Consider the following 14,010-nt stretch of genomic DNA (forward strand, 5'->3'; position numbering starts at 1 on the left):
AACACTCTCTATACGATTCCCGACGCCATAATTGCAGAGTATACCAGAAACAAGGCCATTAGGATATTGACTATTTTTTGATGCTGCTGGAGAAATTTCTTGAAGACTGTTCCACAGATGACCCAGGTCATAAATGCCAGAAACCCGATAACCGTAATGATGGCTACAAACTGAAATGATGCTAAAGAGGAGGAATAGTAAGGCATCACATAGCTGGGAATCACTGTTAGACTAAATACGATCACCTTTGGATTCACAAACTGCATCACTAGGCCTGAGAAAAAATTGGTGTTGTGGGACGGTGCGGCCTCCCCTGAATTCATCTTGTAGATTTGATAGGCAAGATAGAGCATATAGACACTGCCGATGATCTGCATAATACCGACAATATTCGGGATCACTCCGGCAAGAACATGGTTCAGCACAGCAGAAGCAGCAAGCAGCAGGCCAAAGGCAATCGTGGCTCCGTATACATATTTCATGGTCTTTCTTGCACCGAAATGCTGCACAGAAGATAAGATCACAATATTGGTGGGCCCGGGTGTGATAGTGATAACAACACAATAGATGATAAAAGCTGTAATATTCATGAGGACCTCCTAGAGTCTATTCCCATGAATAATACAGGTGATCTTAGCATGCATATAGTATATTATTGCAGAAATCGCCGAACGGGTGAAACAAGCAGGTGGCACCATCCACAGCGAATTTACGTTCAAATGAGCATACGGACAGACTCAATCCGCACTTTTTACAGCGATCCGCTTCCTGGGGATCGTTTTTGCTTTGCGTTCGGAAATGTAGGAGCCGGCGAGGGTGAGCAAGGTTCCCGCAACAGTAACCCAAGTAATATTCTCATGCAGGAACAGGGCAGAGGCGGCAACTGTAACTACAGGCACAATATAGATGTATACGCTTGTTTTTACCGCTCCAAGGATTCCGACCACCCGGTTCCAGGTGACAAAACAGAGTGCCGAGGCTCCCAGTCCCAAGAAAAGAAGGTTGGATACATTGGAAAGGCTGAGTAATCTGGCCAGGCCAAGACGGAAATCAAACAGTAAAAGCGCAGGCAGCATAAACAGCAGCCCATAAAAAAACACTCTGCGGGTAGCCCCGGTCGTATGATGCTGCAACGCGCTTATTTTCCGCATCAGTACGGAATAGATTGCCCATAAGGCAGGGGCCAGGAAGGCCAGCAGATCTCCAATGGGATTCAGCTGCAGGTTGAAACTCCCGTTCAGCCCGATTAACACAATCCCGGCCAGCGCAATCAGAAACCCGGTCATAAACTGCGCATTCAGCTTCTCTTCCTCCAGGAAGAAGTGAGCGGCAAGCGCCGTGAAGAAGGGCGCAATCGAAACAATCACGCCAACATTGGATGCGAGCGTATAGACAAGGGCGATATTTTCCACTAGAAAATATAACGTTACCCCACAGAGCCCAGCCGCGATAAACAGCAGCTCTTCTTTGAATGATTTCGTCCGAAGCGGACGCGAATAAATAAGACACAATGCGACGTAACCGATGATAAAGCGGAAGAACAGAATTTCAATGGGCGTAAAGTCAACTAACAGTATTTTAGTAGAGATAAAAGTTGTACCCCAGATCAGAATGGTAAGCAACGCGAGCAGATGTCCGGTAGTGGCCTTGCGCTCCTCCATCATGATGTAATCTCCGGAGATGGCTTTGTTTCTGTCTGCCGGGTCGTAAATATGCGCATATATTGCTTAGGTGTTAGACCGATCAGCTTCTTGAAGAAATTGGTGAAATGGCTCTGATCACTAAATCCGGTCAGGAGCGCCACTTCAATGGGCAGCATCCCTTGTTCCAACAGGCGTTTGGCATGGTTAATCCGAATCGTTTCCAGGTAGCAATAGGGCGATATCCCTTTTTGTTTCGTAAATAGACGCAGCAGGTGATATTTGCTCAAGCCGGTCAAGGCCGTTAACTGATTCAGCGTAATGCTCTCCATATAATGTGACTCTATGTACTGGCAAATGCTTTTGATTTCCGTGGTAAGCTCCCGGTTGGGGCTAGGGAGTTCAGCGTCGGAGTATTCTCTCAGGAGCTGCTCCAGCAGAAACAGGAATAGTTCTTCTTTTTGGAAATCGGACTGTTCCTCCAGCAGCATCCGGTGCAGCTCATGCAGGGACAAGGCCAGCTCACTCTGGTAAAGAACAGTTGGTGTGAACCTGGGCAGATCGCCCGCCCCCGTAATTTCCAGCACATACTGGCGCATTATCTCCGGCTCTATATTGATACAGCGATAGTCAAGCGTTCTGCCGTCCAGCTGTTCACAGGCGTGGGGATCCTGCGGATTAAAGATAATCACATCTCCGCTATTAAGAATATACTCTTCATGATTGCATACCAGATACCGCTTGCCCTGTTCAATGAATCCAATGACATAGTAGTCATGGAAATGGTTGGGGAACTTCTGCATTATTCCTTCAAACCGATACGCTTCAAGCTTTAAGTCCGTATCATAGACTACCGTACGTACTTCACGAGTCACTGTCTGCACCTTCTTTTCTGGTTCTATGTAGCCATTATAATATGAACAACAGAACATTTCTTGAATGATGTTGCTGGAGCAGAGGTGCTGAACGCCCTTACAGAAAAGGCTAATTGTGGTATGATTTCCGGGAAGAAGCGAAAAAGGGAGTTTGCCAATAAGGGGGGTTAATCATTGTCCAGAACAAGATATGGAGCTTGTATCATCACTCTGATGTTAGGCTTGCAGCTGGGGTGCAGCGCAGACATAGAAGGAAATAGGAATCATTCGGTAACGGAAACTAAGACTGAAACTGAAACCGTAGAAATAGATAGTAATAAACAGAGAGCAAGTATTCCGTTTACACAACATCTCTACTCCAAGCATTCGCCTGATTTCACTTGGGAGTGGAGTAATACTGAAAATTTACCGAAGGAAGTAACGGACCGGTATAAAGAGTATGAAAATTCAGCACCCGGCGGATATCTAGTGAAGGAAACCCCCACAGAGTATTTCATATGCGTGAGCATCGGGGAAACAGAGTCGGTAACAAAGGGATTTGAGGTAAAATCGTTAACACTTCCCGCTGAACATGCCGCTGCAGAAAAACCGATTTTAAAAATTGAGGCAGTGCCTGCAAGTGATCAGAATCCATCGGACAAAGAAATGCCAGGAAAATTGTTTACCAGATCTCTTATCAGTGTCGCCAAGGAAGATTTGCCGGAAGGCATCCACATACATTCAATGATTATGAGTCTGGAAGAATGAATGGAATATCAATAATTAAGTGAGGGTGATCAAGATGTTAGATCTAATCTCTGCACACCGTTATTTATATTTTCTTATTAAAAATCAGGGTTCCATAGCAGAATTTGAACAGTGGCTTTACAGCAATGATGAATTGGAGCAAATTTTGGGTGAACAGGAATACTACGAATTTATCTCGAGGAATTATAAGAACAAATACGCTTTTCTTGAAACTGAGAAGCAGGTCTACAGAATTATTCAGCTAGGCAGGTTTGAACAAGAAAGGCTTGAACTGTTGCTTAATGAGCTTCTGACGCTTGAGGATGCTTCCAGACAACTGGAGATTATGCATGTGCTTTATGAAGAGTATTGTAGTGGTTACTCATTTTTGAGATACATAGCTTTAACCTATATTACTACGTCCGACGAATATAAAGAGATGCTCATTGAGGATAAACAGAAGAGTAATTCTTTTATCACGGGCGTAAGGAGAGAAGCGAGCAGGCTGCTTGGATTTTTCGGAAGAAACGAAATTATTATTGAGGAAGAACATGATTTTATAGACCACAGGACTGAAAAGGACAGAATTGAAATGCATAGCATTGATAAAATGTTAAATCAAAAATGACTTTCACTCTCCCTTTACACCGTGCATTTCCTTCTCATTTCTCTGTGATCGCTGTTCCGGTTGCAGGGGAATTCCTATCTATAGCGTCAAATAAAGGAAGTGTGATAACACAGCGGATTGCATTGAAAGGAGTAGAGAATTAGGGGCAATAACAACTTAAGAATAACGTAAGAATTACATAAGAAAAAAGAAATTTCTGATCACTACTATAGTAATTAGGGAAAAGAACAGCTAAGTAAGGAAGGTGTATCATTTGGAAATCAAAATACGGAAAACTACGGTTCAAAACCTCTGGATGATGTGGGAAAAAGCATTTTCAGTGCTTACATATTTTCGGGGAGCGAGTACATCGCGTTTTGGCATATGCTCGGTGATGCTGAAAAAACATCGGGGTGAGGCCATTGTATGCCAGGATTCAACAGTTATCCATAAAGGAGAGTGGGTAGGGGAGCTTCACTTGGACAATGAAAAAATTCTGAAGCTTATTAAGTCCGAAGGCTCGGATCGTGCGGCACTGCAAACGGCCCGGATGCTGCGTAAATCAATGAAGCAAATTAATGAAGCCTTTGAATCGCAGTCGGAGTACCAGCAGGTGAAAGCGTTAATGGGTATCACGCTGCTCCATCGCGGTTTGACACATGGTCTGGGCTTTGAGCAGCAGCAGATGAAATCGGGATTTTTCACGAGAATTACAACAGTCTACCTCCGATTACTGCTGTCAGCTATGCATCCGGAAGGAAGAAAAAGAATTGACCGGCGTACCGATCAGCTTGTACCCATGCTTCTGGTTCACTCGCGGGGATCGCTGAAGAAGCGTTTCTCACCCGAACAGCGTCTGTCCGGATAAGCTGCCAATAAAGGGGGAGAGGAAGCATGTTTAACTATTTAATAGGAGGAATACTCTGTATTGCCGCTCTTTATATGTTCATTCCAAGCTTAATCTCGCGGATGACCGGATGGGGGGTCTTCCGCAAAGGTAAAGGAAAGGGAGAGGTGGCCTTCACTTTTGATGATGGGCCACATCCGGAATATACACCGAAATTACTCGATTTATTGGAACGGCATCAGGTTAAGGCAACCTTTTTCGTACTGGGATCGCAAGCGGAACGGTATCCCGAGCTTGTTCGCAGAATTGACCGTGAGGGCCATCAGATTGGCATACATAATTATTGTCACACTTCCAACTGGCTAATGCTGCCCAAAACGATTCGCAGTGAACATCTGGATCGTTCCGCAGATATTATAGAAGGTATTGTTGGCACACGACCTGACCACTATCGTCCGCCCTGGGGCTTAATGAATATGTTTGATTACTTCCGTTACAAGGAGTACCGGATTGCATTATGGTCAATTACGGCAGGTGACTGGAGCAGCCGGGTCTGTCAGACCCGCCTCCAGTCAAAGCTGCTTGAACAAATTACTGGCGGCTCCGTTGTGTTGCTGCATGACAGCGGCGAGACAGTGGGTGCAGACTCCCAGGCACCTCAATTTATGCTGGAGGCTTTAGACGAGGTGCTGCCGCAATTGAAGACAAGACACCTTAGATTCGTACGATTGGATGAAATGGCATAATACTCATATTGAACCCTCTGCGTTGTGTGCGCAGAGGGTTTTTCATGTAAAGGGGATTAAGTAATGTTGACCTGGCATAACGAAATAGTTAATGATAATGTAGATGGACACTACAAAAAGATGAATCTGGCCAAAGATTCAAAGCGGGGTGGCTTTATTTGTTTAAAATTATGCTTATCGAAGATGATGTTACGTTATTCAATGAGATCAAGGACCGGTTGTCCCAGTGGTCCTATGAGGTCTATGGCATTACGGATTTCGGCAAGGTGCTGCAGGAATTCACGGTGGTCAAACCGGAGCTGGTCGTAATCGACATTCAGCTGCCGCAGTTTGACGGGTTCCACTGGTGCCGGCTGCTGCGCGCACATTCCAATGTGCCGATTATCTTTCTGTCCTCACGCGATCATCCGAGCGATATGGTGATGTCTATGCAGCTGGGGGCAGATGATTTTATTCAGAAGCCGTTTCATTTCGAGGTGCTGATCGCCAAAATCCAAGCCACATTGCGCCGGGTGTACAATTATAGCACTGAGCGGACGGAGCTGAAGACATGGCGCGGAGCGACGATTGAATATGTGAAGAACACTGTAACCAACAGTCTTGGCGCTGCTCTGCTTACTAAGAATGAGACGTTTATCCTGAAGATCCTGGTAGAGCGCAAAGATCAGATTGTAAACCGCGAAGACCTGATCAAGAATCTGTGGGACAATGAGCATTTTGTGAGCGATAACACGCTGACCGTGAATGTGAACCGGCTGCGCAAAAAGCTGGAACCGCTGGGGCTGGACACTTACATTGAAACCCGGGTGGGACAAGGGTATATGGCAACTGAAGAGGCCGCGTTATGATCTGGAAATACCTCAAGGAGAAACGGAGCTGGCTGCTCCTGCTCGTCGTGCTGCAGCTGCTCCTTCTGTTAGTAGTCTATCTCGATGCGTCTATTCCGTTAATGCCGATGCTGTACATAATACTGCTGAATCTGCTGGTCTGTACCGCATTTGTGTTTCTCCGATATCCCAAGGAAACCCGGTTCTACAGAAACATGGAAGCCTGGGATCAAACTTATGATCTTGGTGTTCTGGGGGAAGCCGAGAGCCCGTTTGAAAAGGTAGTGCAGGAAGCCGTGATCACCCAAACGGAATGTTACCGGCAGGAGACCTCGGTGAATTTTCAGCTGCTGGAATCGGAGAAGGATGATCTGCTGTCGTGGATTCATGAGGTCAAAACTCCGCTAACGGCGATGCAGCTGATGATCGAACGTCTTCCGGACGAAACGTTGCAGAAGCAGTTAATGTACGAATGGCTGCGGGTCCATCATCTGCTCGACCAGCAGCTTCACCAGAAACGGATTCCCTTTATGCGCAATGACCTGTTTATCGAAAAGGTCAAGCTGGAGCCGGTTCTGAACAAGGAGATCCGGGCGCTGAAATCCTGGTGTATTCCCAAAGGCATCGGATTCGACGTATCCCTTACGGCCGAAGAAGTGCTGACCGATGGCAAGTGGCTAGGCTTTATGCTCAGGCAGCTGCTGACGAATGCCGTGAAATACAGTGAAGCTTCCGATATCCTCATCCTGAGCTCGGAAAGAGACGGTCATGTTGTGCTTACCGTTGAGGATTTCGGGCGGGGAATTAACCCTAAGGATCTGCCGCGGATATTTGATAAAGGCTTCACCTCGACGAGCGGGCGTCAGGAAGGGGCCGCTACCGGGATGGGACTGTATTTGACTAAGCAAGTGGCGGAGCCGCTGGGGATCAATATTCAGGTGAATTCCGCACTTGGGCAAGGAACAGTATTTACATTGATCTTTCCGCGGGAGAATGAGTTCGTAAAGATTGAAGGCATGTGAACATAATGGAAGGGTGAGCGAAGATGACAAATTCTAAGAATGAGCCCGGAATTCCAGGCAAGAAACCGGTCAAATTATCCGGGCCAGAACAAGTCGCTCAATTTCTGAGCGGTCTTGAACATCCTTTTAAGCGTGAAATCGAAGAAGTCCGCAATATTATTCTGGGCGTAAATGACCAGATCACAGAACATATCAAATGGAAAGCGCCGAGTTTTTGTTTCAATGGGGAGGACCGTATAACCTTTAACCTGCACGGTAAGGGGTTTTTTCGGCTTGTTTTTCATACTGGGGCAAAGGTACAAGAGCATGCAGTCAAAGGGAACCTCTTCGATGATCCCACCGGATTACTCGAATGGGTTGCCGCTGACCGGGCGATTGTGACAATTACGGATATGGAGGATGTGGAGGGCAAGCAAGAGAAGCTGGCGGAAGTCGTCGCGCAATGGATTAAAGGGACTGCAGATGGACATACCGGGGGTCCGTGCTGAACATCTGAGCGGATAAAGCGTCAATATAAATATACTGGATAAAAATTGAAGGTAGGAGTTGTTTATATGCGCTATATTGCGATGTTTATTTGCTCACGATGACTATGTGGGTACCGGGGCGGATCTGCTGGTTCTGGATAAGAAGGGGAATAAGGTCTTTTCGAAGGAAAATGCGGCCTCAATGTCACATAGCGATGGCTTCTTGTTCGTTTATCCTCTCACTTGGGAGGACAATTCCGTTCTTATTCTCCCAGCAGACAGTGAAGAGAGTAATCCGCTCGGCAGGATAGCTTTGGACATCCGGAGCAGCAAGTCCTCGATCGTCCAGGATGCTCGGATGGATGCCGGATGGAACGCTGGCTTGGGCGGATACGGCAAGTCCAGCCTATACATTCTGAGAATGGCGGGGCCTTTTCAGGAGATATCGGGCATGTGACAACAATGTCACATGCCTCTTCACTTTGTTCGGCGAATCGCAGGAAAAAGAAAAACATCCCGCTTATGATAGAACTATAGAAAAGGAGTGGGTGGAACATGATCATTATGCAGGCTAATAAAATTTACAAAACCTACGGAAAAAAATTCAATAAACAAGAGGTCTTGAAAGGCATTGACCTTCAAGTAAATAAAGGCGAGTTTGTCGGCATTATGGGGGCGTCCGGTTCAGGGAAAACGACACTGCTGAACGTACTGTCCTCCATTGACCGCGTAAGCCAGGGAACGATCGAAATCGAAGGCAAGGAATTTACGGGCATGAAGGAAAAACAGCTGGCTGAATTCCGCAAGCATCATCTCGGATTTATTTTTCAGGAATATAACCTGCTGGATACGCTGACGGTCAAAGAAAATGTGCTGCTGCCGCTGTCCATCACAGGTATTTCCAAGAAAGATGCCCATCAGAAGTTCGAACAGGTAGCGGGCGAACTGGGGATCTACGAGTTGAAGGATAAGTACCCCTCGGAAATATCCGGCGGGCAGAAGCAGCGGACATCGGCGGCAAGGGCGTTTGTGCATGATCCGAGCATCATTTTTGCAGATGAGCCTACGGGGGCGCTGGATTCCAAGTCGGCCTCCGACCTGCTGAACAAGCTTTCTGACATGAACAGCAAACGCCAGGCGACCATCGTCATGGTTACGCATGATCCTGTGGCGGCCAGCTATTGCAGCCGGGTGGTGTTTATACGTGACGGGCAAATTTATACGCAGCTGAACAAAGGTGATGAGTCCCGGCAGTCCTTCTTCAACGACATTATCAAGACACAGGGCGTATTGGGCGGTGTTCAGCAATGAGCCTGAATTATATCGTTCTGCGCAATCTGAAAAAAAATATTAAAAATTATTATCTTTACGTCTTTGCCTTGATCTTTGGTGTGGCGTTGTATTTTTCCTTTGTGACCCTTAAATATGATCCGGCCATGGACGAAGTCAAAGGTTCGGTAAAGGGTGGGGCAGCTATCGGCACCTCTTCTGTGCTGCTAGTGGTCATTGTTGCGATTTTCCTGCTCTATGCCAATACGATTTTCATTAAACGGCGCAGCCGGGAGATCGGCTTGTTCCAGCTGATAGGACTCACCAAGGGTAAAATCTTCAAACTGCTCAGTGCGGAGAACCTGATTCTGTATTTCGGTTCCATGGTCATCGGAATTGGTGCGGGATTTGTGATGTCACGGCTGATATTGATGATTTTGTTCAAAATCCTTGAAGTGGATGAATTGGCCAAGCTGCGTTTCTCCACGCAGGCGCTGCTGCAGACCGTAATCGTTTTTGCCGCGATATACCTGCTGATTATGATCATGAACTACGTGTTCATTAAAGGGCAAAGCATCCTTTCCCTGTTCAGGGTCACTTCCACGACTCAGGAGCGGATTAAAAAAATGTCGCTGTGGGAGATTATCATGGGTTTGCTAGGCATCGGATTTGTTGCGGGGGGGTATTATCTGTCGACCCAGCTTTTCGGCGGAAAGTTCAATGCCATGAACGAATTAATGATCATCATGATCTTGGTTCTCGGCTTAGTCATTGTAGGCACCTACCTCTTCTATAAAGGTTCGGTCAGCTTTGTATTTAACGCGATCCGCAAGAGCAAAAAGGGTTACCTGTCCATCAACGAGGTACTGTCGCTCTCATCGATCATGTTCCGGATGAAATCGAACGCGCTGCTCTTGACGATCATCACGACGGTTTCTGCACTGGCCATCGGGTTGTTGTCTTTAAGCTATATCTCCTATTATTCGGCGGAAGCGACAGCCAAAGAAAGTTCCCCGCATGATTTTGGCTTTGCCCGGACCGAGGCGAAGGAGAAGTTTATTCAAGCGCTCAATAAGGAGCAGATCAAGTATAAGGAAATTGATATCTATCCGGTTGGGGTGGATGTAGATGCCACTCAAATTATGGACGTGTCACCGTTCACAGCTTCCGAGGACCGCATCCTATCCACCTCTGTTGTCAGTGACATCAGCATCGAAGGTGTAGAATTGGAACCCGGTGAGACCCGTCTCATGGGCTACAGCAATGCTCTGGAAAAATTAATAACACTGAAAGAGACCGGAGAGGTTGGGTTCCTGACTTCAAGCGGGACGATTAAGCTGCAGCTGAGCGGTGTATCCAAACAGCCTACCCTGCCTGTCTATTATGCCTCCGGCTCCGGAGTATTCGTGGTGGATGAGTCCGTTTATCAGGAACTGGTTAAAGTGCTCGACCCCAAACTGCAAAAAAAGAAAGAAGTAGCGAATTATTATGGGATTGAAATTACCGACCGGTCGAAATTGGACACCGCGAATCAAATTTACGAGAACCAAGCTCCGCAGGAGCCAAGCTTTTCCCAGCATAAGTACGAAATGAACCAGCGGAGTAATATGGGGATGATTATGTTCATCGTCGGGTTTCTGGGCCTGACCTTCCTCATTACCTCAGGCTGTATTCTTTACTTCAAGCAGATGGATGAAGGCGAGGAGGAAAAAGGCGGCTATACCATCCTGCGTAAACTGGGTTTTACCCAGAGCGACCTTCTGCACGGCATCCAATTCAAGCAGTTGTTCAATTTCGGCATTCCGCTGGTCATCGGCCTGAGCCATAGCTACTTTGCTGTCAAATCAGGCTGGTTCTTCTTCGGTACTGAAATGCTTACACCGATGATCCTGGTCATGCTGTTCTATACAGTACTGTATTCGGTCTTCGGCTTCCTGTCGGTACTCTTTTACAAGAGAGTGATCCGTGAATCGTTATAGAAATTACAGCAGTCTGCCTTTCCGGCAGGCTGTTTTTTTTGTTTTTAGGGCGATGTAATTTTATGCCAATGAACATCAGACTGGATGCAGTTATACTGGTGTGAGGATTGCTCACTCCGGTATAAGCCTGAAACGGCAGGGTCAAAATAACCCGGACTGGCGGACCTGCAGTCTCCGGTATGCTAGTTGAAAGCAGTTTGTGTAGACGATAATTGTTTATTTGTCAGGTATTCATACATAAAAAACAAACGATTTGGAGTGGAAAATGGTTTATTGTACGATTTTATAGTTTCGTGTAATACTAAGTGACATCCAAGGCGCTGTTGACTAACGATCAGCACTGGAAGATAGGTTTTCTGACATCAAAAGGGGAAAGGTGATGAGAGAATGACAAAAAGATGGACTAAGAAGTTGGCAAGTCCGGCTATGGGGGTTATGTTGGCCTCCGCAATGCTGTTATCCGCATGTTCTTCCAAGGAGGACAATACAAGCGGAAATGCCGGTGCGGCTTCCTCAGCGCCTGCTACATTAAAGGTAGAAGTGTTCGACCGCGGGAATACACCTTCCGGCTATACGATCTCAGACAGTTATTTAACGAGACTTGTACAAGAGCGGTTCGGCAAGCCGAACAATATTAATGTAGAGTTTGTCCCAGTCCCCCGTTCGGAAGAAATCCAGAAGCTGAATGTATTAATGGCCAGTAAAAGCGAAGTGCCAGACATTGTCTTTACCTATGATTCGGGAACGTTCAACCGATATGCGGAGCAGGGCGGGCTTACAGACCTTACAGAACTGATCGATCAATATGCACCCAACCTCAAAGAGTTTCTGGGCGAGGATACTTTAGCCTACGGACAATATAAGGGTCAGCAATTTGCTCTGCCAGGCAGAAGACTTGTACTTGGCAAGTACGCCGGATATATCCGACAGGACTGGCTGGACAAGCTGGGGCTGCCGGTGCCGCAGACTACAGAAGAGCTGTACACCACTCTGAAAGCCTTCAAGGATAAAGATCCGGGTGGAACCGGTGGGAAAGTCATTCCATTCGGTGTGAGTCTCGCTGCCGCACAAGTTGAGCCGCTGATCTGGTCATTCATCGAGCCGCTCACTGATGAGCAACGCTACACTCTGACCCAGCAGCTGGGGTCCAGCGATTACCCGACCCTGCTTCCAGGCTTCAAAGATGCGCTGAAATTTATGAATAAACTATATAATGAAGGCCTGATGAGCAAGGATTTCGGACTGGACAAGGATAAGAAGCAACTGTGGCAGAATCTGCAGAACGGCCAGATTGGTTTCTATACGGAAGATGCGGGAGAGCCGTACTTCACCTGGAATGATTTCTATGAGAATTTGCAGAGTAATGTTCCAGGTGCTTCGATGACGCCGGTGGATGTATTCACTAATGCTGAAGGTAAACATGCCAAGCCGGCTTATGCCCCTAACGCTATGTATGTCATGATCCCGAAATCCAGCAGCAATGCTGTAGCTGCACTGAAATATTTGGACTGGATGGCTTCGGGAACAAACCTGTTCGATGTTCAGTTCGGTGTGGAGAATGAAAACTACACATTGGTTGATGGTGTGCCGGTGGTTAAGGCGGATGCAACTCAGGAAGTGACGGATCGGCTGTATAACTTTGGCGACATCGCGATCATTGTAAACGGCAAATTCGCCGGTGACGATGCTAAGAATGAAGCGGCATACATCGCCCAGACACCTGAGAAATTCCAGGCAGACATGCGCAAATCCGTAGAAATCTCCAATGTCGATAAAATTCAGCCGGTGCGCTTTGATCATCCCATTGAGGCGGAAGCGAAATATGGAACAACACTGGCCGACAAGTTCCAGGAAATCATTGTCAAGCTGACGATGATCAAGCCGGAGCAATTCGACAGCACTTATGATTCTATGATTAAAGATTACATGTCCAGTGGAGGGCAGGCTATTCAGGATGAACGTACCGCAGCTTACAAAGAAATGACTTCTAAATAAAAGCAACAGATGACGGCTTGCTCTGGTGGAAGGGGCGGGAAAAGTCTCTTCCACCTGCCGGCCGTACACAGAGAAGGAGGGTGAAGGCAGTGAAGAACACCGTTTATCTACGCAGAAACTGGCAACTATACGCTCTGCTTGTCCTGCCGGTCATTTACTTCCTGATTTTTAAATATGGCCCGATGTACGGCGTGCAGATTGCCTTTAAAGAATTCAACTTTTTCCAGGGCATCGGCGGCAGCGAATGGGTCGGACTGGACATTTTCCGCGAAGTATTTCATAACAATGATTTCTTCAAGGCGCTGCGCAACACGCTGCTGCTTAATCTGCTGGATCTGATCGTCTCTTTTCCGGCTCCGTTAATTTTGGCCATTTTGCTCTATGAGCTGCGGATTGGCTGGTTCAAAAAGCTTGCCCAGACCATCCTTTATATTCCCCATTTCATTTCGTGGGTGATTATCGGCGGGATTGTGCTGCAGGTATTCGGCACCGAATCGGGGTTCATTAATAATGTGATTACCGGGCTGGGGCTGGAGGCCATTCCATTTCTCTCGGATAAAAATTACTGGCTGATTACTTATTTGCTGGTCGGCGTATGGCAGAGCGCGGGCTGGGGAACCATCCTGTACCTGGCGGCATTGACCGGGATCAACAAGGAATTGTTTGAAGCTGCCGAGGTGGACGGTGCGGGACGGTTCAAGAAGATCCTGCATATCTCCTTGCCGGGTATCAAAACAACCATTGCCACACTGCTCATTATCAACCTGGGAAATATGATCTCCATCGGCTTTGACCGTCCGTTTATCGTCGGCAATGTGGCCGTCCGGGATTACTCCGAGGTGCTGAGCACCTTTGTTTACCGCGTGGGTATTGAATCGGGACAAATTTCGCTGGCTACAGCTGTAGGGTTGTTCCAGGCACTGGTAGGACTTGTTTTCCTGCTCGGTGCAAACTATACATCCAAGAAACTGGCGGATGAGAGCATACTTTAGACCTGACCGGACGAAATA

15 protein-coding genes are annotated in these 14,010 nt (G+C 47.1%); 12 read left to right on the top strand and 3 right to left on the bottom strand.

Annotation, left to right across the window (positions count from 1 at the left end; genetic code table 11):
- Positions 1 to 8: 8 nt before the first annotated feature.
- The 3 genes from NYE29_RS22785 to NYE29_RS22795 form a co-directional block, all read right to left on the bottom strand.
- Entirely contained in the window at positions 9 to 590 is a 582-nt protein-coding gene (locus NYE29_RS22785) for a LysE family translocator (protein WP_076112432.1), read from the bottom strand.
- Positions 591 to 737: 147 nt separating this feature from the next.
- On the bottom strand, positions 738 to 1,661 hold the full coding sequence (locus NYE29_RS22790) for a DMT family transporter (RefSeq protein ID WP_340899776.1): 924 nt from the start codon (positions 1,659 to 1,661) through the stop codon (positions 738 to 740).
- Positions 1,661 to 2,515 (bottom strand): AraC family transcriptional regulator, encoded by an 855-nt coding sequence (locus NYE29_RS22795; protein ID WP_340897611.1) that lies wholly within the window; start codon positions 2,513 to 2,515, stop codon positions 1,661 to 1,663. Before NYE29_RS22795 ends, NYE29_RS22790 begins: the two co-directional genes overlap by 1 nt.
- A gap of 174 nt (positions 2,516 to 2,689) precedes the next feature.
- Here NYE29_RS22795 and NYE29_RS22800 point away from each other — a divergent pair, with 174 nt between their 5' ends.
- From NYE29_RS22800 to NYE29_RS22855, 12 genes are all read left to right on the top strand, one after another.
- Positions 2,690 to 3,262, top strand: a complete 573-nt coding sequence (locus NYE29_RS22800) for a hypothetical protein (RefSeq protein WP_340897613.1) — start codon at positions 2,690 to 2,692, stop codon at positions 3,260 to 3,262.
- Positions 3,263 to 3,296: 34 nt separating this feature from the next.
- Positions 3,297 to 3,869: a hypothetical protein gene (locus NYE29_RS22805; RefSeq protein WP_340897614.1), complete on the top strand. Its 573-nt coding sequence runs from the start codon at positions 3,297 to 3,299 to the stop codon at positions 3,867 to 3,869.
- Between the two features lie 244 nt (positions 3,870 to 4,113).
- Positions 4,114 to 4,716 carry a YkoP family protein gene (locus NYE29_RS22810; RefSeq protein ID WP_445322181.1) on the top strand — a complete coding sequence of 201 codons (603 nt, stop codon included), beginning with the start codon at positions 4,114 to 4,116 and terminating at the stop codon, positions 4,714 to 4,716.
- 26 nt (positions 4,717 to 4,742) lie between these two features.
- Positions 4,743 to 5,441 (top strand): polysaccharide deacetylase family protein, encoded by a 699-nt coding sequence (locus NYE29_RS22815; protein ID WP_076112435.1) that lies wholly within the window; start codon positions 4,743 to 4,745, stop codon positions 5,439 to 5,441.
- 158 nt (positions 5,442 to 5,599) lie between these two features.
- The gene (locus NYE29_RS22820) at positions 5,600 to 6,289 is read left to right on the top strand and encodes a response regulator transcription factor (RefSeq protein WP_076112436.1); all 690 of its coding nucleotides are present in this window, start codon (positions 5,600 to 5,602) and stop codon (positions 6,287 to 6,289) included.
- The gene (locus NYE29_RS22825; protein WP_076112437.1) at positions 6,286 to 7,290 is read left to right on the top strand and encodes a sensor histidine kinase; all 1,005 of its coding nucleotides are present in this window, start codon (positions 6,286 to 6,288) and stop codon (positions 7,288 to 7,290) included. Before NYE29_RS22820 ends, NYE29_RS22825 begins: the two co-directional genes overlap by 4 nt.
- Positions 7,291 to 7,313: 23 nt before the next feature.
- On the top strand, positions 7,314 to 7,778 hold the full coding sequence (locus NYE29_RS22830; protein ID WP_076112438.1) for a DUF1801 domain-containing protein: 465 nt from the start codon (positions 7,314 to 7,316) through the stop codon (positions 7,776 to 7,778).
- Between the two features lie 76 nt (positions 7,779 to 7,854).
- Positions 7,855 to 8,214 (top strand): hypothetical protein, encoded by a 360-nt coding sequence (locus NYE29_RS22835; RefSeq protein ID WP_340897617.1) that lies wholly within the window; start codon positions 7,855 to 7,857, stop codon positions 8,212 to 8,214.
- A 98-nt stretch (positions 8,215 to 8,312) separates the two neighbouring features.
- The gene (locus NYE29_RS22840; protein ID WP_038594028.1) at positions 8,313 to 9,068 is read left to right on the top strand and encodes an ABC transporter ATP-binding protein; all 756 of its coding nucleotides are present in this window, start codon (positions 8,313 to 8,315) and stop codon (positions 9,066 to 9,068) included.
- Entirely contained in the window at positions 9,065 to 11,005 is a 1,941-nt protein-coding gene (locus NYE29_RS22845; RefSeq protein WP_340897620.1) for an ABC transporter permease, read from the top strand. The genes NYE29_RS22840 and NYE29_RS22845 overlap by 4 nt, the downstream gene beginning before the upstream one ends.
- 387 nt (positions 11,006 to 11,392) lie before the next feature.
- The gene (locus NYE29_RS22850) at positions 11,393 to 13,000 is read left to right on the top strand and encodes an extracellular solute-binding protein (RefSeq protein ID WP_340897622.1); all 1,608 of its coding nucleotides are present in this window, start codon (positions 11,393 to 11,395) and stop codon (positions 12,998 to 13,000) included.
- An 89-nt stretch (positions 13,001 to 13,089) separates the two neighbouring features.
- On the top strand, positions 13,090 to 13,992 hold the full coding sequence (locus NYE29_RS22855) for an ABC transporter permease (protein ID WP_038594023.1): 903 nt from the start codon (positions 13,090 to 13,092) through the stop codon (positions 13,990 to 13,992).
- The last annotated feature ends 18 nt before the right edge of the window (positions 13,993 to 14,010 follow it).

This window comes from Paenibacillus sp. FSL M7-1046, assembly GCF_038007405.1.
Taxonomy (GTDB): Bacteria; Bacillota; Bacilli; order Paenibacillales; family Paenibacillaceae; genus Paenibacillus_AQ.